The organism is Serratia sp. BNK-23 (genome assembly GCF_047456145.1).
Lineage (GTDB): Bacteria > Pseudomonadota > Gammaproteobacteria > Enterobacterales > Enterobacteriaceae > Serratia > Serratia nematodiphila.
Window position 1 is genome coordinate 920,717 of the sequence record NZ_CP179900.1, and the last position, 26,425, is coordinate 947,141.

Consider the following 26,425-nt stretch of genomic DNA (forward strand, 5'->3'; position numbering starts at 1 on the left):
ATGTCGTCCGCAAACCAACAAGAGGCTAATCCATCTTCCCCGGGGCCGCGCCATGTCGCCATTATCATGGACGGTAACGGACGCTGGGCCAAACGTCAGGGCAAGTTACGTGTCTTCGGTCATAAAGCAGGGGTGAAATCGGTTCGCCGCGCGGTCAGTTTTGCCGCCAGCCACCATTTAGATGCACTCACGCTTTATGCCTTCAGCAGCGAAAACTGGAACCGTCCGGTGCAGGAAGTTTCTGCCCTGATGGAGCTTTTTGTCCGCGCTTTGGATAGTGAAGTAAAAAGCCTGCATAAACATAACGTCAGGCTGCGGGTGATCGGCGATATTAGCCGGTTCAGCGCGCGTTTGCAGGAGCGGATCCGCCGCTCTGAAGCACTGACGGAAAATAACGATGGCCTGACGCTCAATATCGCTGCCAACTACGGCGGCCGTTGGGATATCATTCAGGGAGTAAGGGAACTGGCCGAGCAGGTTCGGGGCGGGGAGTTGCACCCGGATCAGATCAGCGAGGAATTATTGAGCGAACGGGTTTGCATGAGCGACCTGGCGCCGGTGGATCTGGTTATCCGCACCGGTGGCGAGCATCGCATCAGTAACTTCCTGCTGTGGCAAATCGCCTATGCTGAACTTTACTTTACTGATGTGCTCTGGCCTGATTTCGATGAACTTGTCTTTGAAGGTGCGCTGAATGCATTTGCACAACGTGAGCGCCGCTTCGGGGGAACAACACCTATCGGCGCCGATGCGTCCTAGGGAGAACTTTTGCTGAAGTATCGCCTCATAACTGCTCTGATTTTAATCCCGATCGTTATCGCGGCGCTGTTCCTGTTGCCGCCGCTGGCCTTTGCTCTGGTAACGCTCGTCGTGTGCATGTTAGCAGCCTGGGAGTGGGGCCAACTGGCCGGTTTTACCTCCCGTTCGCAGCGCATCTGGCTGGCGATACTGTGCGGTTTTCTGCTGGCGCTGATGATGCTCAGCGTTCCCGCCTACCATCAATCCGTGCCGCAGGTAAGCGGCTCGCTGTGGCTGTCGCTGGCCTGGTGGCTGGCGGCGCTGCTGCTGGTGCTGTTTTACCCCGGCTCGGCCGCCATCTGGCGCAATTCGCGCCCGCTGCGCCTGCTGTTCGGCCTGCTGACCATCGTGCCGTTTTTTTGGGGCATGCTGGCGCTGCGCCAGTTCGGCTATGAGCAAAACCCGTTTACCGGCGCCTGGTGGCTGCTGTACGTGATGCTGCTGGTGTGGGGCGCGGATTCCGGCGCCTATATGTTCGGCAAGCTGTTCGGCAAGCATAAGCTGGCGCCGAAGGTCTCGCCGGGTAAAACCTGGGAAGGGTTGATCGGCGGGCTGCTGACATCGGCGGTCATTTCCTGGCTGTTCGGCCGCTACGCGCCGCTGAACGTGGTGCCGACCACGCTGTTGGCCTGTTCGGTGATCGCCGCGCTGGCTTCGGTGCTGGGCGATTTGACCGAAAGCATGTTCAAACGCGAAGCGGGCATCAAGGACAGCGGTCATTTGATTCCCGGCCACGGCGGCATACTGGACCGTATCGACAGCCTGACCGCGGCGGTGCCGGTGTTTGCCTGCCTGATGCTGTTGGTGTTTTAATCCGTCAATGACGGAAAGTGAGGGATGATGGTCAGCGTGCTTTGGAACCTGGTGGCGTTTCTGATTGCGCTCGGTATTTTGATTACCGTGCACGAGTTCGGACACTTTTGGGTTGCCCGTCGTTGCGGCGTGCGCGTTGAACGCTTCTCCATCGGCTTCGGCCGGGCGCTGTGGCGCCGCACCGATCGCCAGGGCACCGAGTACGTCATCGCTTTGATTCCGCTCGGTGGCTACGTGAAGATGCTGGACGAGCGCGTGGAGTCGGTGGCGCCGGAAATGCGCCATCAGGCCTTCAACAACAAAACCGTCTGGCAGCGCGCGGCCATCATCAGCGCCGGCCCCATCGCCAACTTCCTGTTTGCTATCCTTGCCTATTGGTTGGTGTTCATCATCGGCGTGCCGAGTTTCCGCCCGGTGATCGGCGAAATCGCGCCGCAATCCATCGCCGCCAAGGCCGAAATTTCGTCTGGCATGGAACTAAAGTCGGTTGACGGCATCGAAACGCCTGATTGGGAGTCAGTTCGTCTGGCGCTGGTGGCGAAGATTGGCGATGCGCAAACCGAAGTCGGCGTAGCGCCGTTCGGCTCTTCGCAGGTGGTGACCAAAACCCTGGACTTGCGCCAGTGGAACTTTGAACCGGACAAGCAGGATCCCGTTGTCGCGCTGGGCATTATGCCGCGCGGCCCGCAGATCGAATCCGTGTTGGCGGAAGTGCAGCCTAACTCGGCGGCGCAAAAGGCGGGTTTACAAGCGGGGGACAGGATCGTTAAAGTCGATGGTCAGCCGTTGGGTCGTTGGCAGACGCTGGTGAAGCGTATCCACGATGGCCCGGGGCAACCGCTGGCTTTGGAGATTGAAAGAAACGGCGCCCCCTTGTCTTTGACGCTGATACCGGATACAAAGCCGGTGGGAAAAGACAAATCGGTGGGGTTTGCAGGCATCATTCCAAAAGTGCTGCCGCTGCCGGACGAGTATAAAACGATTCGCCAGTATGGACCGTTCCCGGCGCTGTATCAGGCCGGCGACAAGACCTGGCAGCTGATGCGGCTGACGGTCAACATGCTGGGCAAATTAATAACCGGTGATGTAAAGCTGAACAACCTGAGTGGCCCGATCTCGATTGCACAGGGAGCTGGGGCGTCAGCCGGAGTCGGGTTCGTGTATTATCTGATGTTCCTGGCGTTGATTAGCGTCAACCTGGGTATCATCAACCTGTTCCCATTACCGGTGTTAGATGGTGGGCATCTCCTCTTCCTGGCGATAGAAAAGCTGAAGGGGGGGCCGGTTTCCGAGCGAGTACAGGACTACAGCTACCGCATAGGTTCGATCGTGCTGGTGTTGTTGATGGGTCTTGCACTTTTCAATGATTTTTCCCGCCTCTAGGGGCGGGGATAGGTTAGGAAGAACGCATAACAACGATGGCGATGAAAAAGTTGCTCATAGCGTCGCTGCTGTTTGGCAGCGCCACCGTATACGGTGCAGACGGGTTCGTAGTGAAAGACATTCATTTCGAAGGCCTGCAGCGAGTCGCCGTCGGTGCGGCGTTACTCAACATGCCGGTTCGCGTCGGCGATACCGTCACTGACGATGACATCAGTAATACCATCCGTGCCTTGTTTGCCACCGGCAACTTCGAGGACGTGCGCGTGCTGCGCGATGGTAATACCTTGATCGTGCAGGTGAAGGAACGTCCTACCATCGCCAGCATCACTTTCTCCGGCAACAAGTCGGTGAAGGATGACATGCTCAAGCAGAACCTGGAAGCCTCCGGCGTCCGGGTGGGCGAGGCGCTCGACCGCACCACGATCTCCAGCATTGAAAAAGGGCTGGAAGACTTCTACTACAGCGTCGGTAAATACAGCGCCTCGGTGAAAGCCGTAGTCACGCCGTTGCCGCGCAACCGTGTCGACCTGAAGCTGGTGTTCACGGAAGGGGTCTCCGCCAAGATTCAACAAATCAACATCGTCGGCAACCATGCCTTCACCAACGACGAACTGATCTCACGCTTCCAACTGCGTGACGAAGTGCCATGGTGGAACCTGGTCGGCGATCGCAAATACCAGAAGCAAAAACTGGCGGGCGATCTCGAAACCCTGCGCAGCTTCTATCTGGATCGCGGCTATGCCCGCTTCAACATCGATTCTACCCAGGTGAGCCTGACGCCGGATAAAAAAGGCATCTACATCACCATCAACATCACCGAAGGCGAGCAGTACAAGCTTTCCGATGTTGTCGTGAACGGCAATCTGGCCGGCCACTCGGCGGAAGTCGCTCAGATCACCAAAATCGAGCCAGGCGAGCTGTACAACGGCAGCAAGGTGACCAAAATGGAAGACAACATCAAAACGATGTTGGGCCGTTATGGTTACGCCTACCCGCGCGTCGGCACTCAGCCTGAGATCAACGACGCGGATAAAACCGTCAAACTGCACGTCAACGTTGACGCGGGCAACCGCTTCTACGTGCGTCGCATCAAGTTCGAAGGCAACGACACCAGCAAGGATTCCGTACTGCGTCGCGAAATGCGCCAGATGGAAGGCGCCTGGCTCGGCAACGAGCAGGTCGAGCAGGGCAAAGAGCGTCTGAACCGTCTGGGCTACTTCGAAACGGTTGACGTGGAAACCCAGCGCGTGCCGGGCACCGCCGATCAGGTCGATGTGACCTACAAGGTGAAAGAACGCAACACCGGTACCTTCAACTTCGGCGTCGGTTACGGCACCGAGAGCGGCGTCAGCTTCCAGGCGGGCGTGCAGCAGGATAACTGGTTGGGTACCGGGTACTCGGTCGGCATCAGCGGCACCAAGAACGACTATCAGACCTATACCGAACTGTCGGTCACCAACCCGTACTTCACCGTTGACGGTGTGAGCCTGGGCGGCCGCATCTTCTACAACGACTTTAAGGCGGATGACGCGGATCTGTCGGACTATACCAACAAGAGTTACGGTATCGACGGCACGCTGGGCTTCCCGATCAACGAAAACAACTCGTTGCGTACCGGCCTGGGCTACGTCCACAACGGCCTGTCGAACATGCAGCCGCAGATCGCCATGTGGCGTTACCTCGACTCGATGGGCGTGGATGCGAACAAAACCGACCGCGCCAGCTACTCGACCGACGACTTTACGCTGAACCTGGGCTGGACCTACAACAACCTGGACCGCGGCTACTTCCCGACCTCGGGTAACCGCACCACGTTGAACGGTAAGGTCACCATTCCGGGCTCGGACAACGAATACTACAAGGTGACGCTGGACAGCGTACAGTACGTGCCGATCAACGACGATCGCACCTGGGTGCTGTTGGGCCGTGGCCGTCTGGGTTACGCGGATGGGTTGGGCGGCAAGGAAATGCCGTTCTACGAGAACTTCTACGCCGGTGGTTCGAGCACCGTGCGCGGCTTCCAGTCCAACACCATTGGTCCGAAGGCGGTGTACTACAACTCCAACTCGTACCAGTGTCAGTTCAACGCCGGCAGCACGACCTCGCGTCAGAGCATCTGTAGCTCGGATGACGCGGTGGGCGGTAACGCCATGGCGGTCGCCAGCCTGGAGCTGATCACCCCGACGCCGTTCATCAGCGAGAAATACGCCAACTCGGTGCGGACCTCGCTGTTCATCGATGCCGGTACCGTGTGGGATACCAAGTGGAAGAATACCGACGAAACGCTGATGTACGGCGTGCCGGACTACAGCAAGGCCAGCAATATTCGTTCTTCCGCCGGTATCGCGCTGCAGTGGATGTCGCCATTGGGGCCATTGGTGTTCTCTTACGCCAACCCGATCAAGAAATACGAAGGCGACAAGTCCGAACAGTTCCAGTTTAACATCGGTAAGACCTGGTAACGGGTCTCGCCTCTGGGCATAACAGTTATTAAGAATCGCAATGGCCAGGCGCCCGCCGGCAGAGGGAGATGATTCTCATTGTTTGGTGGGACAAGTCTGGCAAATTGTGTACTTCAGTGTCATATGACACAAATGGGTGATGGTAAGGAGTTTATAGTGAAAAAGTGGTTGTGTGCCGCAGGCCTCGGTTTAGCAATGGCTGCTTCAGCTGGCGTTCAGGCAGCAGATAAGATCGCTGTCGTTAACGTCTCCAGCATTTTCCAACAGCTGCCGGCCCGCGAAGCGGTCGCTAAACAGCTGGAAAACGAGTTTAAAGGCCGTGCAAGCGAACTCCAGAACATGGAACGTAGCCTGCAGACCAAAATGCAACGTCTGCAGCGTGACGGCGCTACCATGAAAGCCAGCGACCGCAGCAAGTTGGAAAAAGACGTGATGGCGCAACGCGAGCAGTTCTCTCAGAAAGCCCAGGCTTTCGAGCAGGACAACCGCCGTCGCCAGATGGAAGAACGTAACAAGATCCTGAGCCGTATTCAGGACGCGGTGAAATCTGTCGCCAGCAAAGGCGGTTATGACGTGGTGATCGACGCCAACGCCGTTGCCTATGCAGACTCTTCCAAAGATATCACTGCTGACGTGCTGAAACAGGTTAAATAACACATGCTTTCAATTCGACTGGCTGATTTAGCGCAGCAGTTGGATGCACAATTGCACGGTGATGGCGATCTCGTCATCACCGGCATTGCTTCTATGCATTCGGCACAGCCTGGCCAAATCACGTTTTTGTCAAACAGCCGCTATCAAGAGCAGCTGTCTTCCTGCCAGGCAAGCGCCGTGGTGCTTACCGAAGCGGATTTACCACACTGCCGTGCTGCGGCGCTGGTGGTTAAAAACCCTTATCTGACCTACGCGCGCATGGCGCAACTGATGGACACTACGCCGGCACCGGCGCAGGATATCGCGCCAAGCGCGGTGATCTCGCCTGAAGCGCAGCTGGGGCAGAACGTCGCCATTGGGGCGAACGCGGTGATTGAGTCGGGTGCGGTGCTTGGCGATAACGTGGTTATCGGCCCGGGCTGCTTCATCGGCAAACACGCACGCATCGGCGCGGGAACGCGTCTGTGGGCGAATGTCACAATTTATCATGCGGTTGAAATCGGCCAGCGCTGCCTGATCCAGTCCGGCACCGTGATCGGCGCGGACGGTTTCGGCTATGCGAACGAGCGCGGCGAGTGGATCAAAATCCCTCAGTTGGGCACGGTGATTATCGGCGATCGCGTCGAAATCGGCGCTTGCACCACCATTGACCGCGGCGCTTTGGATAACACCCAAATCGGGAATGGTGTTATCATCGACAACCAATGTCAGATTGCACATAACGTCGTGATTGGCGACAATACCGCCGTCGCCGGCGGTGTGATCATGGCCGGCAGCCTGAAAATCGGCCGCTACTGCCAGATCGGCGGTGCCAGCGTGATCAACGGTCACATGGAGATTGCCGACAAGGTTGTTGTTACCGGAATGGGAATGGTTATGCGACCAATCACCGAACCTGGGGTATACTCTTCGGGCATTCCGTTGCAGCCTAACAAGGTTTGGCGTAAAACCGCTGCGTTGGTGATGAATATCGATGAGATCAGCAAACGCTTGAAAGCTGTCGAACGTAAAGTCGGAAAAGACTAATCATTGCCGCCCGCCCTGGCGGGTACAAAACGAAACGCGTTGGTCGTGAGACCAAAAGCGCAAAGAGATGTTAATTTGCGGCCTGCATGATGATCTCCTTTTGGGGTCAGCGCAGGCCGTGTTGTTGATGCCATCAGTTTTTAGAGACAGGAAGAGTATTTTGACTACTGACACTCATACTCTGGATATTGCAGAAATTTTGGATCTGCTTCCTCACCGTTACCCGTTCTTGCTGGTCGACCGCGTCCTCGAGTTTGAAGAGCACAAATATCTGCGTGCGGTGAAGAACGTATCGGTGAATGAACCGTTTTTCCAGGGCCATTTCCCTGGCAAACCGATTTTCCCAGGCGTATTGATCCTGGAAGCCATGGCGCAGGCCACCGGTATTCTGGCGTTTAAAAGCGTCGGCAAACTGGAGCCGGGCGAGCTGTATTACTTCGCCGGTATCGACGAAGCACGTTTCAAGCGCCCTGTGGTGCCAGGCGATCAGATGGTCATGGAAGTCACCTTCGAGAAAACTCGCCGCGGTCTGACTCGCTTCAAAGGCGTGGCGACCGTTGACGGTAAAATTGTCTGCGAAGCAACCATGATGTGTGCCCGCAGCCGGGAGGCTTAATCCGTGATTGACCAAACCGCCTTTATCCATCCTAGCGCGATAGTCGAAGAAGGCGCCGTGATCGGCGCCAACGTGCATATCGGCCCTTTCTGCTACGTCGGCTCCCAGGTGGAAATCGGCGCCGGCACGGTGCTGAAATCCCACGTGGTGGTGAACGGCATTACCAAGATTGGCTGCGATAATCAGATTTATCAGTTCGCCTCTATCGGCGAAGTGAATCAGGATCTGAAATACGCGGGCGAACCGACGCGCGTTGAAGTGGGCGATCGCAACCGCATCCGCGAAAGTGTGACCATTCATCGCGGCACCGCGCAGGGTACCGGCCTGACTAAAGTGGGCAACGACAACCTGCTGATGGTCAACGTGCACGTCGCCCACGATTGCGTGGTCGGCAATGCTTGCGTGCTGGCCAACAACGCCACGCTGGCGGGGCATGTGGAAATCGACGATCACGCCATCATCGGCGGCATGACGGCGATCCACCAGTTCTGCATTATCGGCGCGCATGTGATGGTAGGCGGTTGTTCCGGTGTCGCTCAGGACGTGCCTCCTTTCGTCATCGCTCAGGGCAACCACGCTACGCCGTTCGGCGTCAACGCGGTCGGCCTGAAGCGCCGCGGTTTTGACAAGGATGAAATGCAGGCAATCCGCAACGCCTACAAAATCCTGTATCGCAGCGAGAAAACGCTGGATGAAGCGAAAGCGGAAATCGAAGCCCTGGCCAAAGAACAGCCGGTGGTGCAGCAATACCTCGATTTCTTCACCCGTTCCACCCGTGGCATCATTCGCTGAGTTATGTCGAATCGTCCATTGACTATCGGACTGGTCGCCGGAGAAACCTCCGGTGACATTCTCGGCGCCGGCTTGATCCGTGCGCTCAAGGCGCAGATCCCCGGCGCGCGTTTCGTAGGCGTCGCCGGCCCGCTGATGCAGGCCGAAGGCTGCGAAGCCTGGTACGAAATGGAAGAGCTGGCGGTCATGGGCGTGGTGGAAGTGCTCGAGCGTTTGCCACGCCTGTTGAAGATCCGCAAGGATCTTACCCGCCGCTTCGGTGAGCTGCGGCCGGACGTGTTTGTCGGCATCGACGCGCCGGACTTCAACATCACGCTGGAAGGCCGCCTCAAGCAGCGCGGCATTCGCACCATCCACTACGTCAGCCCTTCCGTGTGGGCCTGGCGACAAAAGCGCGTTTTCAAAATAGGCAAAGCCACCGATTTGGTGCTGGCCTTTCTCCCTTTCGAAAAAGCGTTTTACGATCGTTTCAACGTCCCCTGCCGGTTTATTGGCCACACTATGGCGGACGCCATGCCGTTGCAGCCCGACCGGCTGGCGGCGCGCGCTCAGCTTGGCATCGCTCCGCAGGCGCGCTGTCTGGCCTTGCTGCCGGGCAGCCGCGGCGCCGAAGTCGAGATGCTGAGCGCCGATTTCCTCAAAACCGCGCAGCTGCTGCGCACCCGTTATCCCGAGCTGGAAGTGGTGGTGCCGCTGGTCAACGCCAAACGGCGCGAGCAGTTTGAGCGCATCAAGGCCGAGGTTGCGCCGGATTTGACCGTACACCTGCTGAATGGGCAGGGGCGCGAAGCGATGATCGCCAGCGACGCGGCGCTGCTGGCATCCGGTACGGCGGCGCTGGAGTGCATGCTGGCCAAGTGCCCGATGGTGGTGGGCTATCGCATGAAGCCGTTCACTTTCTGGCTGGCGCAGAAGCTGGTGAAAACGCCTTACGTTTCGCTGCCGAATCTGCTGGCGGGGCGGGAGATCGTCACCGAGCTGTTGCAGCATGACTGCGTGCCGGACAAACTTGCCGCCGCCGTGATGCCGCTGCTGGAAGAGAGCCCGGAAACCGACGCGCTGAAACAGACTTTCCTTACCTTGCACCAAAGCATCCGTTGCGGTGCGGACGAACAGGCCGCTCAGGCTGTGTTGGAGCTGGCGAAAGCATGATTGAACCCTTTATCTATCCCGCTGCCACGCTGATTGCCGGTGTGGACGAAGTGGGCCGCGGCCCGTTGGTCGGCGCGGTGGTCACCGCCGCCGTGATCCTCGATCCGGCGCAGCCGATCGTCGGTCTGGCGGACTCCAAGAAACTCAGTGAAAAACGCCGCCTGGCGCTGTATGACGAAATCGTCGCCAAGGCGCTCTCCTGGAGCCTGGGGCGCGCCGAACCGGCGGAAATCGACCAACTGAACATTTTGCACGCCACCATGTTGGCGATGCAGCGCGCGGTGGCCGGGTTGCATATCGCGCCGGACATGGTTTTAATCGACGGTAACCGTTGCCCGAGCTTGCCGATGCGTTCGCAGGCGGTGGTGAAGGGCGACAGCCGCGTGGCGGAGATCAGCGCGGCGTCCATTCTGGCGAAGGTCACGCGCGATCGCGAAATGGCCGAGCTGGACAGCGAGTACCCGGACTACGGTTTCGCGCAGCATAAAGGCTACCCGACCGCCTTCCACCTGGAGCGGCTGGCCGCGCTGGGCGCCACCGAGCATCATCGCCGCAGTTTCGCGCCGGTGAAAAGAGCGCTGGCGCTGTAGTCTGCGAGCCTGACCGGCTCGACGATAGCATTAACCCGGGCTCAGCCTGCTGAGCCCCTTCAATCAGGTATCTGGAGATGGCCGAACCTCGTTTTATTCACCTGCGCGTCCACAGTGACTACTCCATGATTGATGGATTGGCCAAGACGGCGCCGCTGGTGAAAAGAGCCGCCGCGTTAGCCATGCCTGCACTGGCAATCACCGATTTCACCAACCTGTGCGGGCTGGTGAAATTCTATGGCAGCGCGCACGGCGCCGGGATCAAACCGATCATCGGCGCGGATTTCCATGTGCAAAGCGAAGAGCTGGGCGATGAACTGGCTCAGTTGACGGTGCTGGCCAGCAACAACGAAGGCTACCAGAACCTGACGCTGCTGATTTCCCGCGCCTATCAGCGCGGCTACGGCGCCGCCGGCCCGACTATCGATCGCGACTGGCTGATTGAACATCGCGAAGGGCTGATCCTGCTCTCCGGTGCGCGTCAGGGCGACGTCGGCAAGTTTCTGCTGCGCGGCAACCAGGCGCAGGTGGATCAGTGTCTTGATTTCTACCAGCAGCATTTCCCGGACTGTTACTATCTGGAACTGATCCGCACCGGCCGTCAGGACGAAGAGAACTACCTGCATGCGGCGGTGGCGCTGGCCACTGAGCGCGGCTTGCCGGTGGTGGCCACCAACGACGTGCGCTTCCTGGTGGAAGATGACTTCGACGCCCATGAGATCCGCGTCGCCATTCACGACGGCTTTACGCTGGACGACCCCAAGCGGCCGCGCAACTACAGCCCGCAACAATACATGCGCAGCGAAGACGAGATGTGCGAGCTGTTCGCCGACATCCCGGAAGCGCTGCTGAACAGCGTCGAAATCGCCAAGCGCTGCAACGTCACCATTCGCCTCGGCGAATACTTCCTGCCGCAGTTCCCGACCGGCGATATGAGCACCGAGGACTTCCTGGTGCTCAAATCGAAAGAGGGGCTGGAAGAGCGTCTGGAGTTCCTGTTCCCCGATCCTGAAGTGCGCGCGCAGCGCCGCCCGGAATATGACGAGCGTCTGGACGTAGAGCTGAAGGTGATCAACCAGATGGGCTTCCCCGGCTACTTCCTGATCGTGATGGAGTTTATCCAGTGGTCGAAGGACAACAACGTGCCGGTGGGCCCGGGGCGCGGCTCCGGCGCCGGTTCGCTGGTGGCCTATGCGTTGAAAATCACCGACCTCGATCCGCTGGAGTTCGATCTGCTGTTCGAACGCTTCCTGAACCCGGAACGTGTCTCAATGCCCGACTTTGACGTCGACTTCTGCATGGAGAAGCGTGACCAGGTGATCGAGCACGTGGCGGAGATGTACGGCCGCGAAGCGGTATCGCAGATCATCACCTTCGGCACCATGGCGGCGAAAGCGGTTATCCGCGACGTGGGCCGCGTGCTGGGGCACCCGTACGGCTTCGTCGATCGCATCTCCAAGCTGGTGCCGCCGGATCCGGGCATGACGCTGGAGAAAGCCTTCGCCGCCGAACCGCAGCTGCCGGAAATTTACGAGGCCGACGAAGAGGTCAAGGCGCTGATCGACATGGCGCGCAAGCTGGAAGGGGTAACGCGCAACGCCGGTAAACACGCCGGGGGCGTGGTGATCGCGCCGACCAAGATCACCGACTTCGCGCCGCTGTACTGCGATGCCGAAGGGAACCATCCGGTGACCCAGTTCGACAAGAACGACGTGGAATACGCCGGGCTGGTGAAGTTCGACTTCCTCGGTCTGCGCACCCTGACCATCATTGACTGGGCGCTGGAGATGATCAACGCCCGGCGCGCCAAGACCGGGCTGGAGCCGATCGACATCGCCGCCATTCCGCTCGACGACAAGAAAAGTTTCGACATGCTGCAGCGCTCGGAAACCACGGCGGTGTTCCAGCTTGAATCGCGCGGCATGAAAGATTTGATCAAACGTCTGAAGCCCGACTGCTTCGAAGACATGATCGCACTGGTGGCGCTGTTCCGTCCGGGGCCGCTGCAGTCGGGCATGGTGGATAACTTCATCGACCGCAAACACGGCCGTGAAGAGATCTCCTACCCGGACATTCAGTGGCAGCACGAGTCGCTCAAGCCGGTGCTGGAGCCGACCTACGGCATCATCCTGTATCAGGAACAGGTGATGCAGATTGCCCAGGTGCTGGCCGGCTATACGCTGGGCGGCGCGGACATGCTGCGCCGTGCGATGGGTAAAAAGAACCCGGTCGAAATGGCCAAGCAGCGCGGCGGCTTTGAAGACGGCGCCAAAGCGCGCGGCATCGACGGTGAACTGTCGGTGAAAATCTTCGACCTGGTGGAGAAATTCGCCGGTTATGGCTTCAACAAATCGCACTCCGCCGCCTATGCGCTGGTGTCGTACCAGACGCTGTGGCTGAAGGCCCACTACCCGGCCGAGTTTATGGCGGCGGTGATGACCGCCGATATGGACAACACCGACAAAGTGGTGGGGCTGGTGGACGAATGCTGGCGCATGGGGCTGAAGATCCTGCCGCCGGACATCAACAGCGGCCTGTATCACTTCCACGTCAACGACGACGGCGAGATCGTGTACGGCATCGGCGCCATCAAGGGCGTAGGGGAAGGGCCAATCGAGGCGATTATCGAGGCGCGCAACAGCGGCGAACAAGGTTACTTCAAAGACCTGTTCGATCTCTGCGCGCGCTCCGACATCAAGAAACTGAACCGCCGCATTCTGGAAAAACTGATCATGTCCGGGGCGTTCGATCGCCTTGGGCCGCATCGCGCCGCGCTGATGAATTCGCTCGGCGACGCGTTGAAAGCGGCGGATCAGCATGCGAAAGCCGAAGCTATCGGCCAGGTGGATATGTTTGGCGTGCTGGCGGAAGCGCCGGAGCAGGTAGAGCAATCCTACGCCAATATCGCGCCCTGGCCGGAGCAGGTGGTGCTGGACGGTGAACGGGAGACGCTGGGGCTGTACCTGACCGGCCACCCGATCACCCAGTACCTGAAGGAGATCGAACGTTACGCCGGTGGCCAGCGTTTGAAAGACATGCACCCGACGGATCGGGGCAAAATGACTACCGCCGTCGGGTTGGTGGTCGCCGCGCGGGTGATGGTGACCAAGCGCGGCAACCGCATCGGCATCTGCACGCTGGATGACCGTTCGGGCCGTCTGGAAGTGATGTTATTCACCGAAGCGTTAGAAAAATACCAGCATTTGTTGGAAAAAGACCGTATCCTTATCGCCAGTGGACAGGTCAGCTTTGATGACTTTAGCGGCGGGCTTAAAATGATGGCCCGCGAGGTAATGGACATCAGTGAAGCCCGGGAAAAATACGCTCGCGGGCTTGCTATCTCGCTGACTGACAGGCAAATTGATGACCAGCTTTTGAACCGTCTCCGTCAGTCGTTGGAACCCCATCGATCGGGGACGATTCCAGTGCATCTCTACTATCAACGGGAAGATGCGCGAGCCAAGCTGCGTTTTGGCGCAACCTGGCGCGTGACGCCCACCGACCGCTTGTTGATCGACTTGCGGACGTTGGTAGGCAATGAGCAGGTGGACTTGGAATTTGACTAAAATAGGAATGCTATGAGTCTGAATTTTCTTGATTTTGAACAGCCGATTGCAGAGCTGGAAGCGAAAATTGACTCGCTGACTGCAGTCAGCCGTCAAGACGAAAAATTAGATATTAATCTGGACGAAGAGGTTCAGCGCCTGCGTGAAAAGAGCGTTGAGCTGACGCGCAAGATTTTTGCCGATCTTGGGGCCTGGCAGATTGCCCAATTGGCACGCCACCCGCGCCGTCCTTATACCCTGGATTATATCAAACACATCTTTACCGACTTCGAAGAGTTGGCGGGCGATCGCGCTTACGCTGACGACAAAGCGATCGTCGGTGGCATTGCGCGCCTGGATGGCCGCCCGGTGATGATCATCGGGCACCAGAAAGGCCGTGAAACCAAAGAGAAGATCCGCCGCAACTTCGGCATGCCGGCGCCGGAAGGCTACCGCAAGGCGCTGCGCCTGATGGAAATGGCCGCACGCTTCAAGATGCCGATCATCACCTTTATTGATACCCCGGGCGCTTATCCAGGCGTGGGCGCGGAAGAACGCGGCCAGTCGGAAGCTATCGCGCGCAACCTGCGTGAGATGTCGCGTCTGAACGTGCCGGTCATCTGCACCGTCATCGGCGAAGGCGGCTCCGGCGGCGCGCTGGCGATCGGCGTGGGCGACAAGGTGAACATGCTGCAGTACAGCACCTACTCGGTGATTTCGCCGGAAGGCTGTGCTTCCATCCTGTGGAAGAGCGCCGATAAGGCCCCGCTGGCCGCAGAAGCGATGGGCATCACCGCACCGCGTCTGAAAGAGCTGAAGCTGATCGACTCGGTGATCCCAGAGCCGCTGGGTTCCGCGCACCGCGACGTGCCGGCGATGGCCGCCGCGCTGAAAGCGCAGCTGCTGGCCGATCTGAAAGATCTGGATGGTCTGAACGACGAAGAGTTGCTCAACCGCCGTTACCAGCGTCTGATGAACTACGGCTACTGCTGAGTTCTGTGCTTCGCTGCAAGAAACCGCCTCCGGGCGGTTTTTTTTTGGCTACACACCGCCGGATTTTCGTGGTGTTATAGAGACTTGGCCGTTAACTGACAGGAGCTGCCGATGAATATCATCGCCATCATGGGCCCGACGGGCGTCTACTACAAAGATGAGCCGATTCGCGAGCTCCACGCTGCGCTGGCCGCCATGGGATTCCAGCTGGTGTACCCAAAAAACAGCGGTGATCTGCTGAAGCTGATCGAAGCCAACGCCCGCATCTGCGGGGTGATCTTCGACTGGGACGACTACAGCCTGGAGCTGTGCAGCGAGATCAACGAGCTGAACGAATACCTGCCGCTGTACGCCTTTATCAATACCCACTCCACCTTCGACGTCAGCCTGCATGAAATGCGCATGGTGCTCTATTTCTTCGAGTACGGCCTGAATGCGGCGGACGACATCGCGCAGCGCATCCAGCAGTACACCGCGGAATACATCGACACCATTACGCCGCCGCTGACCAAGGCGCTGTTCAACTATGTGCGCGAAGGCAAGTACACCTTCTGCACGCCGGGCCACATGGCCGGCACCGCGTTTCAAAAAAGCCCGGTGGGCTGCCTGTTCTATGACTTCTTCGGCGCCAATACCCTGAAGGCCGACGTCTCGATTTCGGTCACCGAGCTCGGTTCGCTGCTGGATCACACCGGGCCGCACCTGGAGGCCGAAGAGTACATCGCGCGCACCTTCAACGCCGAGCAGAGCTATCTGGTCACCAACGGCACCTCCACCGCCAACAAGATCGTCGGCATGTATTCGGCGCCGGCGGGCAGCACGGTACTGATCGACCGCAACTGCCACAAATCGCTGTGCCACCTGCTGATGATGAGCGATATCGTGCCGATCTATCTGCGCCCGCTGCGCAACGCCTACGGCATCCTCGGCGGGATCCCGCAGCGCGAATTCACGCGCGAGAGCATCGCCGCCCGGGTGCAGGCGACGCCGAACGCCACCTGGCCGGTGCACGCGGTGATCACCAACTCCACCTATGACGGCCTGTTGTACAACACCGACTACATTAAGCAGACGCTGGAGGTGCCGTCGATTCACTTCGATTCCGCCTGGGTGCCTTACACCAACTTCCATCCGATTTACGACGGCAAGAGCGGCATGAGCGGCGAGCGGGTGCCCGGCAAGGTTTTCTACGAAACCCAATCCACCCACAAGCTGCTGGCCGCCTTCTCGCAGGCCTCGATGATTCATATCAAGGGCGACTACGATGAGAGCACCTTCAACGAAGCCTACATGATGCACACCACCACTTCGCCGCACTACGGCATCGTGGCGTCGATGGAGACCGCCGCCGCCATGCTGCGCGGCAACCCGGGGCGCCGTTTGATCAACCGTTCGGTGGAACGCGCGCTGCATTTTCGCCGTGAAGTGCAGCGGCTGCGCGAGGAAAGCGACAGCTGGTTCTTCGATATCTGGCAGCCGGAAGAGATCGATGAGGCGCAGTGCTGGCCGCTGGATCCGGACGATAACTGGCACGGTTTCGGCCAGACCGATCGCGATCATATGTACCTCGATCCGATCAAGGTGACGATCCTGACGCCGGGCATGAATGAGCTGGGCGCGCTGGAGGAAGAGGGGATCCCGGCGGCGCTGGTGGCGAAGTATCTCGACGAACGCGGCATCGTGGTGGAGAAGACCGGGCCGTACAACCTGCTGTTCCTGTTCAGCATCGGCATCGATAAAACCAAGGCGATGAGCCTGCTGCGCGGCCTGACCGACTTCAAGCGCGCCTACGATCTCAACCTGCGGGTGAAGAACATGCTGCCGGATCTGTACGCCGAAGATCCGGATTTCTATCGCCATATGCGCATCCAGGATCTGGCCGCCGGCATTCATCGCCTGATCCGCCAACACGATCTGCCAGGCCTGATGCAGCGGGCGTTCGACGTGCTGCCGGAAATGAAGCTGACGCCGCACCAGATGTTCCAGGAGCAGGTGCGCGGCAATGTCGAAACCTGCGAGCTGGATCAGCTGGTGGGCAAGGTGGCGGCCAATATGATCCTGCCTTATCCGCCGGGCGTGCCGTTGGTGATGCCGGGGGAAATGATCACCGAAGAGAGCCGGGCGGTGCTCGATTTCCTGCTGATGCTATGCTCGATCGGTGAGCGCTATCCCGGTTTTGAAACCGATATCCACGGCGCCAAACTGACGGAAGACGGGTGCTATCTGGTGAAGGTGCTGAAAGCCCCGCAGCCATAAGGCCATAACGCGCCCGGCGGTTTGGCAAGATAAGCCGGGCTTTTTCATTGACGGCATCGCCGCCGCCGGATACCGTGCCCCATCAGAATGAACAGGAGAGGGTTTCTATGCTGGCATTACGTCAGGTGCACCACATCGCGATCATTGGCGCGGACTACGCCGCCAGCAAGCGTTTTTACTGCGACATTCTCGGGTTTACCCTGCTGAGCGAAGTCTACCGTGAGGAGCGCGGCTCCTGGAAAGCGGATCTGGCGCTCAACGGGCAATACACCATCGAGCTGTTTTCTTTCCCCTCGCCGCCGGCTCGCGTCAGCCGCCCGGAGGCCTGCGGCCTGCGCCATCTGGCGTTCAGCGTCGACGACATCGATCAGGCTATCGCTCATCTGCAGGCGGCCGGCGTTGCCTGCGAACCGGTGCGTGTCGATCCCTACACCCAATCCCGCTTTACCTTTTTCAGCGATCCCGATGGTTTACCGTTAGAATTATACGAGAGTTAACGGCTTAATCGCCTCCCGGCGGCCACAGCCGGGGGCGGTTATGCTATGATCGCGCCCTTGCCCTACATGCCTACAGAGTTATTTCCGCCATGCAAGAGCCTGCTTTTCGCGTCGGGGAGTGGCTGGTTACTCCTGCCGACAACACCATCAGCCGCGATGGTCGCCAGAAAACGCTGGAACCGCGCCTGATCGACATGCTGTGCTATTTCGCCCGGCACCCCGACGTGGTGCTGAGCCGCGACGAGCTGATCGACAACGTCTGGAAGCGCAATATTGTCACCAACCACGTGGTGACCCAATGTATTTCAGAGCTGCGCAAGTACCTGAAAGACGGCGACAGCGATAGCCCGGAATACATTATCACCGTGCCCAAGCGCGGGTATAAGCTGGCGACGTCGGTGATCTGGTGTGAAGAGGGGGAGACACAACCCGCGATTGCACCGGCGCCGCAGATCGCGGTGATCATGCATGAGCCGGAAGACGGCAGCGATGATGAAGAGGATACGCCCTATGTGCCGCCGCGCCGGGCAAGCGTGCCGGCTGCCGCGCCCGGCGAGAAGAAGCCACATTTTTATCGCCGCTCGACGTTCTGGGTGTGGCTGGCGTTTCTGAGTGCGCTAAGCGTCTGCGTGGCGTTTGTCGGCATCGCCACGCTGTCGCAGCGCGTGCCGGTATCGACCATGCCGGTGCTGCTCAACCCGCGCGATATCGATATCCGCATTCAGGGCGGCGAGAGCTGCAGCAACTGGATGCCGCAGCTCTCTTATGTGGTGGGCGTCAGCGAGCTGATTACCGATTCGTTGAACACTTACTCGACCTTCCTGGTGCACGACCAGACCAACTACAACTATTCCGGCCCCAGCAACTCGGGCAAGTCGCTGTATATCGAGTTCGTCAATCAGCGCCACTACCGCGCCCAGCAGTGTTTCCTCTCCGTGCGGCTGGTGGATAACGCCGACAGTTCGATCATGTTGGACAAGCGTTACTTCATCACCGCCGATAACCAGCTGAAGATCCAGACCGACTTCCTCGCCAGCCTGTCCGCGGCGCTGAAGCAGCCTTGGCCGCCACAGCTGGAGCAGCGTCTGGCGCAGTTGCTGCCGGACAACGGGCCGTTGCTGCAGCGTTTCTACCAGGCGCATCAGTTGCTGATCCGCGGTGACGCCGATTCGTTGACCCGCGCCAGCGCCCAGCTGAGCGAGCTGATTAACAGCGCGCCGAACTTCCGCTATCTGCTGGCTGAAAAAGCGTTGGTGGATCTGCTGCGCAATTCTTATCAACCGTTCGACAGCCCGGCCTTGGGGCAACTGCGCGCCGATATCAGCCATCTGGCGACGATCCCCGAATTGAAGAACACGCCGATTATGCAGCAGGTTCTGGCGGTAGATGCCTTGACGCAGGGGCGCATTGACGAGGCGCACCGGGCGATCGATCTGGGGATTGAATTGCAAATGTCGTGGCTGAATTATGTGCTGCTGGGCAAGGTGTATGAAATGCAGGGGCAGAATCATTTGGCGGCCGACTCTTATATTACCGCCTTCAATCTTCGCCCCGGTGAGGATACCTTGCATTGGATCACCAATGGCGTATTCCAGACGTCATTGACCAACGTCGTGCCTTATTTAAATAACTATCAGCGCCAATAATTAACCCAATATCACGCCGCTCTTATTCTTCGGGGATCATGGCGGCGTTATTTATTGGTGAAGTCATGTTGCATGAATGTATTATTTTGCTGCGCGATATTATCTCTTTTTTGCCATTTGTTATGCGTTATTAACCTTGTCATCTTTTTGTTTTTAAATGATGTTTATCTTTTCTTTAGCCTGTCTTTTTATCTTGATGTGTTAATAAAAAACCTCAGGTTATCATTTGTATGATCATGAGCGTAATCTCACTTTATCTTTAGGACTTTATTCCCCCCGATGGTTAGCATCCTGACTATCAAGCCGGCTCATTAAAATCTTTTATTTATGGGCGTGGCTTATAAGAAACGTAAATCAGGAGAAACTGACCATGGCTTCACCCAAGAAAATAGGGCTTATTGCCTGCACCGGCGTCGTCGCCGGTAATATGATGGGGAGCGGGATTGCCTTATTGCCCGCCAACCTGGCGAGTCTCGGATCCATCGCCATTTGGGGATGGGTGATCTCGATTATCGGGGCGATGTCGCTGGCTTATGTGTATGCCCGCCTCGCCACCAAAAACCCACAGCAGGGCGGCCCTATCGCCTACGCCGGTGAAATTTCCCCGGCCTTCGGTTTCCAGACCGGCGTGCTTTATTACCATGCCAACTGGATCGGTAACCTGGCCATCGGCATTACCGCCGTTTCTTATCTCTCCACCTTCTTCCCGGCGCTGAACAACCCGGTGCCCGCCGGCATCGCCTGTATCGCCATCGTGTGGGTCTTCACCTTCGTTAACATGCTGGGCGGAACCTGGGTCAGCCGTTTGACCACCCTGGGCCTGGTGCTGGTGCTGATCCCGGTGATCGTGACCGCCACCCTCGGCTGGCACTGGTTTGACGCCGCCACCTACCAGGCTAACTGGAATACCTCCGGCACCGCCGACAGCCATGCGGTCATCAAAAGTATCCTGCTGTGCCTGTGGGCGTTCATCGGCGTGGAATCCGCGGCGGTCAGCACCGGCATGGTGAAAAACCCGAAACGCACCGTACCGCTGGCGACCATGCTCGGCACCGGTCTGGCGGGCATCATCTACATCGCCGCCACCCAGGTGATCAGCGGCATGTTCCCGGCGTCTGAAATGGCCGCCAGCGGCGCGCCGTTCGCCATCAGCGCCTCGGCGATTATGGGCAACTGGGCCGCACCGATGGTTTCCGCCTTCACCGCCTTCGCCTGCCTGACCTCGCTCGGTTCGTGGATGATGCTGGTCGGCCAGGCCGGGGTGCGCGCCGCCAACGACGGCAACTTCCCGAAAGTGTACGGCGAGCTGGATAAAAACGGCATTCCGAAGAAAGGCCTGCTGCTGGCCGGTTGCAAAATGACCGCGCTGATGGTGCTGATCACCCTGATGAGCTCCGCCGGCGGCAAAGCGTCCGACCTGTTCGGCGAGCTGACCGGTATCGCGGTGCTGCTGACCATGCTGCCTTACTTCTACTCCTGCGTAGACCTGATCCGCTTTGAAGGGGTCAACGTGCGCAACCTGCTGAGCCTGATCGCTTCCGTGTGCGGCTGCGGCTTCTGCTTCATCGCGCTGATGGGCGCCAACTCTTTCGAACTGTCCGGCACCTTTATCATCAGCCTGATTATCCTGATGTTCTACGCCCGGAAAATGAATACCCGCCAGGCTGCCAGCGCAGCGGCGGTCGATGAAAACACCACGGCCAAAGCGCACTGATTCGCGTCCGCTGACCGACTGAATTTACCCAGCCCCTTTCTTTCCGACCTGTCAGCCGCGACGGGAAGGGGCTTGCTTTGCCAGGAGAAATGCATATGAACGTTATCGCCATCATGAATCACATGGGTGTCTACTTTAAAGAAGAGCCTATCCGTGAACTGCATCAGGCGCTGGAAAGTCTGGATTTCCGCATCGTTTACCCTAACGATCGCGAAGACCTGCTGAAACTGATCGAGAACAACGCCCGCTTGTGCGGGGTGATCTTCGACTGGGACAAATACAACCTGGAGCTGTGCGAAGAGATCAGCCAACTGAACGAGTACATGCCGCTGTACGCCTTCGCCAACACCTATTCGACGCTGGACGTCAGCTTGAACGATCTGCGCATGCAGGTGCGCTTCTTCGAGTATGCGCTCGGCGCGGCAACCGACATCGCCGCCAAGATCAAACAGAATACCGACGAATATATCGACACCATCCTGCCACCGCTGACCAAGGCGCTGTTCAAATACGTGCGCGAAGGCAAATACACCTTCTGTACGCCGGGCCACATGGGCGGCACCGCGTTCCAGAAAAGCCCGGTCGGCAGCCTGTTCTACGATTTCTTCGGCCCGAACACCATGAAGTCGGATATCTCGATTTCGGTGTCTGAACTGGGATCGCTGCTGGATCACTCCGGCCCGCACAAAGAGGCGGAAGAGTATATTTCTCGCGTGTTCAACGCCGAACGCAGCTACATGGTCACCAACGGCACTTCCACTGCCAACAAGATCGTCGGCATGTATTCGGCGCCGGCGGGCAGCACGGTGCTGATTGACCGTAACTGCCACAAGTCGCTGACTCACCTGATGATGATGAGCGACATCACGCCGATCTATTTCCGCCCGACCCGCAACGCTTACGGCATCCTCGGCGGTATTCCGCAGAGCGAGTTCCAGCGCGCCACCATCGCCAAACGCGTGAAGGATACCCCGAACGCCACCTGGCCGGTGCACGCGGTGATCACCAACTCCACCTATGACGGCCTGCTGTACAACACCGACTTTATCAAGAACACCCTGGACGTGAAGTCTATCCACTTCGATTCCGCCTGGGTGCCTTACACCAATTTCCACCCGATCTATAAAGGCAAGTGTGGCATGAGCGGCGGCCGCGTGGAGGGCAAGGTGATCTATGAAACCCAGTCCACCCACAAACTGCTGGCGGCCTTCTCGCAGGCGTCGATGATCCACGTGAAGGGCGACATCAACGAAGAGACCTTCAACGAAGCCTACATGATGCACACCACCACTTCGCCGCACTACGGCATTGTGGCCTCGACCGAAACCGCTGCGGCGATGATGAAAGGCAACGCCGGCAAGCGCCTGATCCACGGTTCTATCGAACGCGCGATCAAGTTCCGTAAAGAGATCAAACGCCTGAAAGTCGAGTCCGACGGCTGGTTCTTCGACGTCTGGCAGCCGGAGCATATCGATGAGCCGGAATGCTGGCCGCTGCGCTCCGACAGCGCCTGGCACGGTTTCAAGAACATCGACAATGAACACATGTATCTGGACCCAATCAAGGTCACCATTCTGACGCCGGGGATGAGCAAGGAAGGCGAGATGCAGCCGTTCGGCATCCCGGCCAGCATCGTGGCGAAATACCTCGACGAGCGCGGCATCATCGTCGAGAAAACCGGGCCGTACAACCTGCTGTTCCTGTTCAGCATCGGCATCGATAAAACCAAGGCGCTCAGCCTGCTGCGCGCGATGACCGACTTCAAACGTTCGTTCGACCTGAACCTGCGGGTGAAAAACATGCTGCCTTCGCTGTATCAGGAAGCGCCTGATTTCTATGAAAACATGCGCATTCAGGATCTGGCGCAGAACATTCACCGCCTGGTGGAGCAACACAACCTGCCGGACCTGATGTACCGCGCATTCGAAGTGCTACCAACCATGGTGATGAACCCGTATCAGGCGTTCCAGAAAGAGCTGCACGGCGAAGTGGAAGAGGTCTATCTGGAAGAGATGGTCGGTAAGGTCAACGCCAACATGATCCTGCCATACCCGCCGGGCGTGCCGCTGGTGATGCCGGGCGAGATGCTGACCGAAGAGAGCCGGCCGGTGCTGGAGTTCCTGCAGATGCTGTGCGAAATCGGCGCGCATTATCCGGGCTTTGAAACCGACATTCACGGCGCCTACCGTCAGGCGGACGGACGTTATCGGGTGAAAGTGCTGAAGGCGAAATAACCGCAGCCAAAAACAGGGGAGGCGCTCGCGCTTCCCCTTTGTCGTTCACCGACTGATGGGAGACCACCATGAAAACACCCTCACAGCCGCGCGCAATCTACTATGTCGTAGCGATACAAATTTGGGAATATTTCAGCTTTTACGGCATGCGTGCGTTACTGATCCTCTATCTGACCCACCAACTCGGCTATACCGACAGCCACGCCATCGATCTCTACAGCGCTTACGCTTCGTTAGTTTACGTCACTCCTATTTTGGGCGGCTGGCTCGCCGACCGCCTGCTGGGCAACCGCGTCGCGGTGATCGCCGGCGCGGCGCTGATGACCCTGGGGCATATCGTGCTCGGCCTGAGCGCGGTCTCCGCCCAGTCGCTCTATCTGGCGCTGGCGATCATCATCTGCGGTTACGGCCTGTTCAAATCCAATATCAGCTGCCTGCTGGGCGAGCTTTACCCGGCGCAGGACTCGCGCCGCGAAGGGGGCTTCTCGCTGCTGTACGCCGCCGGCAACGTCGGTTCCATTTTGGCACCGATCGCCTGTGGGTTGGCGGCCGAGCGCTATGGCTGGCACGTCGGCTTTGCGTTGGCCGGGATCGGCATGTTCGCCGGCCTGGTGATTTTTCTGCTGGGCGGACGCCATTTCCGCCACACCCGCGGCGTGAATGCCCCGCTGATGCGCGCCAGAAGCCTGGGCCTGCCGCACTGGGGATGGCTGCTGGCGGCGTTGCTGGCGTCGCCGTTGTTCTTCACGCTGCTGTTTGAACGCGACTGGGCCGGCTATTTGCTCGGGTTGGTGTGCGTGGCGGCGGTGGCGCTGGTGGCGCGCATTATGCTGCGTGCGGACGCCGGCCAGCGGCGGGGGCTGTGGCAGATCATCGTACTGATGCTGCTGGGCACGCTGTTCTGGGCTTTTGCCCAGCAGGGCGGCAGCTCCATCAGCCTGTTTATCGATCACTTCGTCGACCGGCGCTGGTTCGGCTGGACGGTGCCGACCGCGCTGTTCCAGTCGGTTAACGCCTGCGCGGTGATGCTGGGCGGCGTGGCGCTGGCCTGGCTGGCGAGCGGCGGTGGCGCGGGCGACCGGACGCTGCGCATCTGGTGCAAGTTCGCCTTCGGTCTGCTGTTGATCGGCGTCGGCTTTATGCTGATGGCGCTCAATACGCGGCTGCACGGGCCGGGTTCGATGGGGCTGATGATCGCCGGCCTGGCGGTGATGGGCTTCGCCGAACTGTTTATCGATCCGGTGGCGATGGCGCAGATCACCCGGCTGAATATCCCCGGCGCCACCGGCGTGTTGACCGGTATCTATATGCTGGCGACCGGTTCGATCGCCAACTATCTGGCGGGCATCATCGCCAATCAGACCGCCGAGGATCACATCGAAGGGGCGGCGATGCAGGCGTATGGCCGCATTTTCGCCCAGATCGGCTGGGGGGCGGCCGGGTGCGCGCTGGCGGTGATCGCGGTGCTGGGCGGCTGGTGGCTGCTGACGCGACGCCAGGCCCGGACGGTTAATGCTTGATTGATGGCGGTAGGCGGGGTTAACGTGCAGCTATGTAGAAGTGACAAAGCCTACCGATGGATACTGATCAATTAACGACGCAGGTAGCGGACCAACTGGGCGCGCAGCAGCGGCTGATGGTGGCGTTCAGCGGCGGCCTGGATTCCAGCGTGCTGCTGCATCTGCTGGCGACGTTGCGCCGCCAACGTCCGGCGCTGCAGCTGCGTGCGCTGCACGTGCATCATGGCCTGAGCGCCTTTGCCGACCGTTGGGTGGAGCATTGCCGCAGCCGATGTGCCGAGTGGCGGATCCCGCTGACGGTGACGCACGTGCAGGTGGATGCCCGCCAGGGCGGCATCGAAGCGGCGGCGCGTGCGGCGCGCTATGCCGCTTTCAGCGCAGCATTGGTTGAGGGAGAAGCGCTGCTTACCGCCCAACACCTTGACGATCAAAGCGAAACCTTCCTGTTGGCGCTCAAGCGCGGCAGCGGGCCGGCGGGGCTATCGGCGATGGCGGCGCGCGCCACGCTGGGCGAGCATTTGCTGTTGCGGCCGTTGCTGGGCTGCTCGCGTCAAACGCTGGAAAGCTACGCGCAGCGCCACGCCTTAAGCTGGATAGATGACGACAGCAATCAGGACACGCGCTTCGATCGCAATTTCCTGCGTTTGCAGGTGTTGCCGCAGCTCAACCAGCGCTGGCCGCACTTCGCTTCGGCGGTGGCGCGCAGCGCCAGCCTGTGCGCCGAGCAGGAGCAGCTGCTGGACGAACTGCTGGCGGAACCGCTGCAAAGCCTGTTGGCGGCGGACCGCTCATTGGCGATCGACGGCCTGACCGACTGTTCGCCGGTGCGGCGTTTCGCCTTGTTGCGGCGCTGGATCGCGTTGTTTAACGTCACTATGCCGGCGCGTGAGCAGCTACAGCGCCTGTGGGAGGAGGTGGCGCTCAGCCGGGAAGACGCCGAACCGCAGCTGCAGCTCGGCGCCTATCAGATCCGCCGATTCCGTGGCCGACTGCACCTGCTGCCGCCGCTGGCGGCGCTGCGCGGTGTGCATCTGCACTGGCGGCCTGACGAGCCGCTGACGTTGCCGGACGGGTTGGGGCAGTTGGTTGCCGGTGAGGGCGATCTGGCGCTACGCGCGCCGCAGCCAGCGCAGCGGATCAGCATTCGTTTCGGCGGCGTGCAGGGCGCCGTGCGTATCGTGGGGCGCGCCCATTCGCGGCCGATAAAAAAACTGTGGCAGGAGCTGGGGATCCCTCCCTGGCAGCGTGATCGCATCCCGTTGATTTATTATGATGAGCAGCTGATCGCTGCTTTGGGCGCATTCGTCTGTGAGGCGGGGCAGGTGCCGGAAGGCGAACGCCCGTGGCGGCTGCGCTGGGAAAAAAATCATAATCGCGAGGAGCACTGATGAAGTTAGTGGGGATCACGCTGTTGGCCGCCGGCCTGTTCAGCCTGCCGGCGTTGGCGGCGGGGGATGCGGCCGCCGGTCAGGCCAAAGCCGCCGCTTGTGCGGCGTGCCACGGCGCGCAGGGCAAGGTGACGGTGCCGATGTACCCGAATCTGGCCGGGCAGAACGCCATGTACCTGCAGCACGCGTTGCAGGCGTATAAGAAAGGGGAGCGCAACGGCGGCCAGGCCGAGGTGATGAAGGCCTATGTGTCGGGGCTGTCGGATGACGATATCGCCGATCTGGCGGCTTACTATGCCAGCCTGAAGCCGTAAATGACGAGGGCAGCCGTTGGGCTGCCCTGTTG

At 59.3% G+C, this 26,425-nt stretch carries 20 protein-coding genes; all 20 read left to right on the forward strand.

Annotated features, from left to right (window positions below):
- The 20 genes from ispU (at position 1) to ACMGF9_RS04415 (ending at position 26,393) form a co-directional block, all read left to right on the forward strand.
- Entirely contained in the window at positions 1 to 759 is a 759-nt protein-coding gene (gene ispU, locus ACMGF9_RS04320) for a (2E,6E)-farnesyl-diphosphate-specific ditrans,polycis-undecaprenyl-diphosphate synthase (protein WP_004931947.1), read from the forward strand.
- A 9-nt stretch (positions 760 to 768) separates the two neighbouring features.
- Positions 769 to 1,611, forward strand: a complete 843-nt coding sequence (cdsA, locus tag ACMGF9_RS04325; RefSeq protein WP_004931949.1) for a phosphatidate cytidylyltransferase — start codon at positions 769 to 771, stop codon at positions 1,609 to 1,611.
- A gap of 27 nt (positions 1,612 to 1,638) precedes the next feature.
- Positions 1,639 to 2,994: a sigma E protease regulator RseP gene (rseP, locus tag ACMGF9_RS04330; protein WP_004931952.1), complete on the forward strand. Its 1,356-nt coding sequence runs from the start codon at positions 1,639 to 1,641 to the stop codon at positions 2,992 to 2,994.
- A gap of 35 nt (positions 2,995 to 3,029) precedes the next feature.
- Positions 3,030 to 5,456 (forward strand): outer membrane protein assembly factor BamA, encoded by a 2,427-nt coding sequence (gene bamA / locus ACMGF9_RS04335; RefSeq protein WP_004931955.1) that lies wholly within the window; start codon positions 3,030 to 3,032, stop codon positions 5,454 to 5,456.
- Positions 5,457 to 5,612: 156 nt separating this feature from the next.
- Positions 5,613 to 6,110, forward strand: a complete 498-nt coding sequence (gene skp / locus ACMGF9_RS04340) for a molecular chaperone Skp (protein ID WP_004931958.1) — start codon at positions 5,613 to 5,615, stop codon at positions 6,108 to 6,110.
- Positions 6,111 to 6,113: 3 nt separating this feature from the next.
- Positions 6,114 to 7,136 carry a UDP-3-O-(3-hydroxymyristoyl)glucosamine N-acyltransferase gene (gene lpxD / locus ACMGF9_RS04345; protein WP_004931959.1) on the forward strand — a complete coding sequence of 341 codons (1,023 nt, stop codon included), beginning with the start codon at positions 6,114 to 6,116 and terminating at the stop codon, positions 7,134 to 7,136.
- 160 nt (positions 7,137 to 7,296) lie between these two features.
- Complete coding sequence (gene fabZ, locus ACMGF9_RS04350; protein WP_004931962.1) at positions 7,297 to 7,752, forward strand: 3-hydroxyacyl-ACP dehydratase FabZ; 456 nt, start codon at positions 7,297 to 7,299, stop codon at positions 7,750 to 7,752.
- A gap of 3 nt (positions 7,753 to 7,755) precedes the next feature.
- A complete protein-coding gene (gene lpxA / locus ACMGF9_RS04355; RefSeq protein ID WP_004931964.1) occupies positions 7,756 to 8,544 on the forward strand; it encodes an acyl-ACP--UDP-N-acetylglucosamine O-acyltransferase in 789 nt (262 codons plus the stop codon).
- Between the two features lie 3 nt (positions 8,545 to 8,547).
- Positions 8,548 to 9,696: a lipid-A-disaccharide synthase gene (gene lpxB, locus ACMGF9_RS04360; RefSeq protein WP_015378891.1), complete on the forward strand. Its 1,149-nt coding sequence runs from the start codon at positions 8,548 to 8,550 to the stop codon at positions 9,694 to 9,696.
- Positions 9,693 to 10,286, forward strand: a complete 594-nt coding sequence (gene rnhB, locus ACMGF9_RS04365; protein ID WP_015378890.1) for a ribonuclease HII — start codon at positions 9,693 to 9,695, stop codon at positions 10,284 to 10,286. The genes lpxB and rnhB overlap by 4 nt, the downstream gene beginning before the upstream one ends.
- Before the next feature lie 77 nt (positions 10,287 to 10,363).
- Complete coding sequence (gene dnaE, locus ACMGF9_RS04370; protein WP_004931970.1) at positions 10,364 to 13,852, forward strand: DNA polymerase III subunit alpha; 3,489 nt, start codon at positions 10,364 to 10,366, stop codon at positions 13,850 to 13,852.
- 12 nt (positions 13,853 to 13,864) lie between these two features.
- A complete protein-coding gene (accA, locus tag ACMGF9_RS04375; RefSeq protein ID WP_004931972.1) occupies positions 13,865 to 14,824 on the forward strand; it encodes an acetyl-CoA carboxylase carboxyl transferase subunit alpha in 960 nt (319 codons plus the stop codon).
- A 111-nt stretch (positions 14,825 to 14,935) separates the two neighbouring features.
- Positions 14,936 to 17,080, forward strand: a complete 2,145-nt coding sequence (locus ACMGF9_RS04380) for a lysine decarboxylase LdcC (RefSeq protein WP_075685484.1) — start codon at positions 14,936 to 14,938, stop codon at positions 17,078 to 17,080.
- Positions 17,081 to 17,187: 107 nt separating this feature from the next.
- Complete coding sequence (locus ACMGF9_RS04385) at positions 17,188 to 17,577, forward strand: VOC family protein (protein ID WP_015378887.1); 390 nt, start codon at positions 17,188 to 17,190, stop codon at positions 17,575 to 17,577.
- 89 nt (positions 17,578 to 17,666) lie between these two features.
- Positions 17,667 to 19,223: a lysine decarboxylation/transport transcriptional activator CadC gene (gene cadC / locus ACMGF9_RS04390; protein ID WP_015378886.1), complete on the forward strand. Its 1,557-nt coding sequence runs from the start codon at positions 17,667 to 17,669 to the stop codon at positions 19,221 to 19,223.
- A 370-nt stretch (positions 19,224 to 19,593) separates the two neighbouring features.
- The gene (gene cadB, locus ACMGF9_RS04395) at positions 19,594 to 20,937 is read left to right on the forward strand and encodes a cadaverine/lysine antiporter (protein WP_414160555.1); all 1,344 of its coding nucleotides are present in this window, start codon (positions 19,594 to 19,596) and stop codon (positions 20,935 to 20,937) included.
- Between the two features lie 95 nt (positions 20,938 to 21,032).
- Entirely contained in the window at positions 21,033 to 23,171 is a 2,139-nt protein-coding gene (gene cadA, locus ACMGF9_RS04400) for a lysine decarboxylase CadA (protein ID WP_004931982.1), read from the forward strand.
- 68 nt (positions 23,172 to 23,239) lie between these two features.
- Positions 23,240 to 24,691 carry a dipeptide permease DtpD gene (gene dtpD, locus ACMGF9_RS04405; RefSeq protein WP_021505644.1) on the forward strand — a complete coding sequence of 484 codons (1,452 nt, stop codon included), beginning with the start codon at positions 23,240 to 23,242 and terminating at the stop codon, positions 24,689 to 24,691.
- A 56-nt stretch (positions 24,692 to 24,747) separates the two neighbouring features.
- Positions 24,748 to 26,079, forward strand: coding sequence for a tRNA lysidine(34) synthetase TilS (gene tilS, locus ACMGF9_RS04410; RefSeq protein ID WP_351006120.1), 1,332 nt, complete (start codon positions 24,748 to 24,750; stop codon positions 26,077 to 26,079).
- Complete coding sequence (locus ACMGF9_RS04415; RefSeq protein ID WP_004931989.1) at positions 26,079 to 26,393, forward strand: c-type cytochrome; 315 nt, start codon at positions 26,079 to 26,081, stop codon at positions 26,391 to 26,393. The genes tilS and ACMGF9_RS04415 overlap by 1 nt, the downstream gene beginning before the upstream one ends.
- The last annotated feature ends 32 nt before the right edge of the window (positions 26,394 to 26,425 follow it).

What these genes read in the sequence shown, in the direction of transcription:
- ispU (WP_004931947.1), top strand. Translation starts at nt 1, where the DNA reads ATGTCGTCCGCAAACCAACAAGAGGCTAATCCATCTTCCCCGGGGCCG.
- rseP (WP_004931952.1), top strand. Translation starts at nt 1,639, where the DNA reads ATGGTCAGCGTGCTTTGGAACCTGGTGGCGTTTCTGATTGCGCTCGGT.
- bamA (WP_004931955.1), top strand. Translation starts at nt 3,030, where the DNA reads ATGGCGATGAAAAAGTTGCTCATAGCGTCGCTGCTGTTTGGCAGCGCC.
- lpxD (WP_004931959.1), top strand. Translation starts at nt 6,114, where the DNA reads ATGCTTTCAATTCGACTGGCTGATTTAGCGCAGCAGTTGGATGCACAA.
- lpxB (WP_015378891.1), top strand. Translation starts at nt 8,548, where the DNA reads ATGTCGAATCGTCCATTGACTATCGGACTGGTCGCCGGAGAAACCTCC.
- rnhB (WP_015378890.1), top strand. Translation starts at nt 9,693, where the DNA reads ATGATTGAACCCTTTATCTATCCCGCTGCCACGCTGATTGCCGGTGTG.
- dnaE (WP_004931970.1), top strand. Translation starts at nt 10,364, where the DNA reads ATGGCCGAACCTCGTTTTATTCACCTGCGCGTCCACAGTGACTACTCC.
- accA (WP_004931972.1), top strand. Translation starts at nt 13,865, where the DNA reads ATGAGTCTGAATTTTCTTGATTTTGAACAGCCGATTGCAGAGCTGGAA.
- ACMGF9_RS04380 (WP_075685484.1), top strand. Translation starts at nt 14,936, where the DNA reads ATGAATATCATCGCCATCATGGGCCCGACGGGCGTCTACTACAAAGAT.
- ACMGF9_RS04385 (WP_015378887.1), top strand. Translation starts at nt 17,188, where the DNA reads ATGCTGGCATTACGTCAGGTGCACCACATCGCGATCATTGGCGCGGAC.
- cadC (WP_015378886.1), top strand. Translation starts at nt 17,667, where the DNA reads ATGCAAGAGCCTGCTTTTCGCGTCGGGGAGTGGCTGGTTACTCCTGCC.
- cadB (WP_414160555.1), top strand. Translation starts at nt 19,594, where the DNA reads ATGGCTTCACCCAAGAAAATAGGGCTTATTGCCTGCACCGGCGTCGTC.
- cadA (WP_004931982.1), top strand. Translation starts at nt 21,033, where the DNA reads ATGAACGTTATCGCCATCATGAATCACATGGGTGTCTACTTTAAAGAA.
- dtpD (WP_021505644.1), top strand. Translation starts at nt 23,240, where the DNA reads ATGAAAACACCCTCACAGCCGCGCGCAATCTACTATGTCGTAGCGATA.
- tilS (WP_351006120.1), top strand. Translation starts at nt 24,748, where the DNA reads ATGGATACTGATCAATTAACGACGCAGGTAGCGGACCAACTGGGCGCG.
- ACMGF9_RS04415 (WP_004931989.1), top strand. Translation starts at nt 26,079, where the DNA reads ATGAAGTTAGTGGGGATCACGCTGTTGGCCGCCGGCCTGTTCAGCCTG.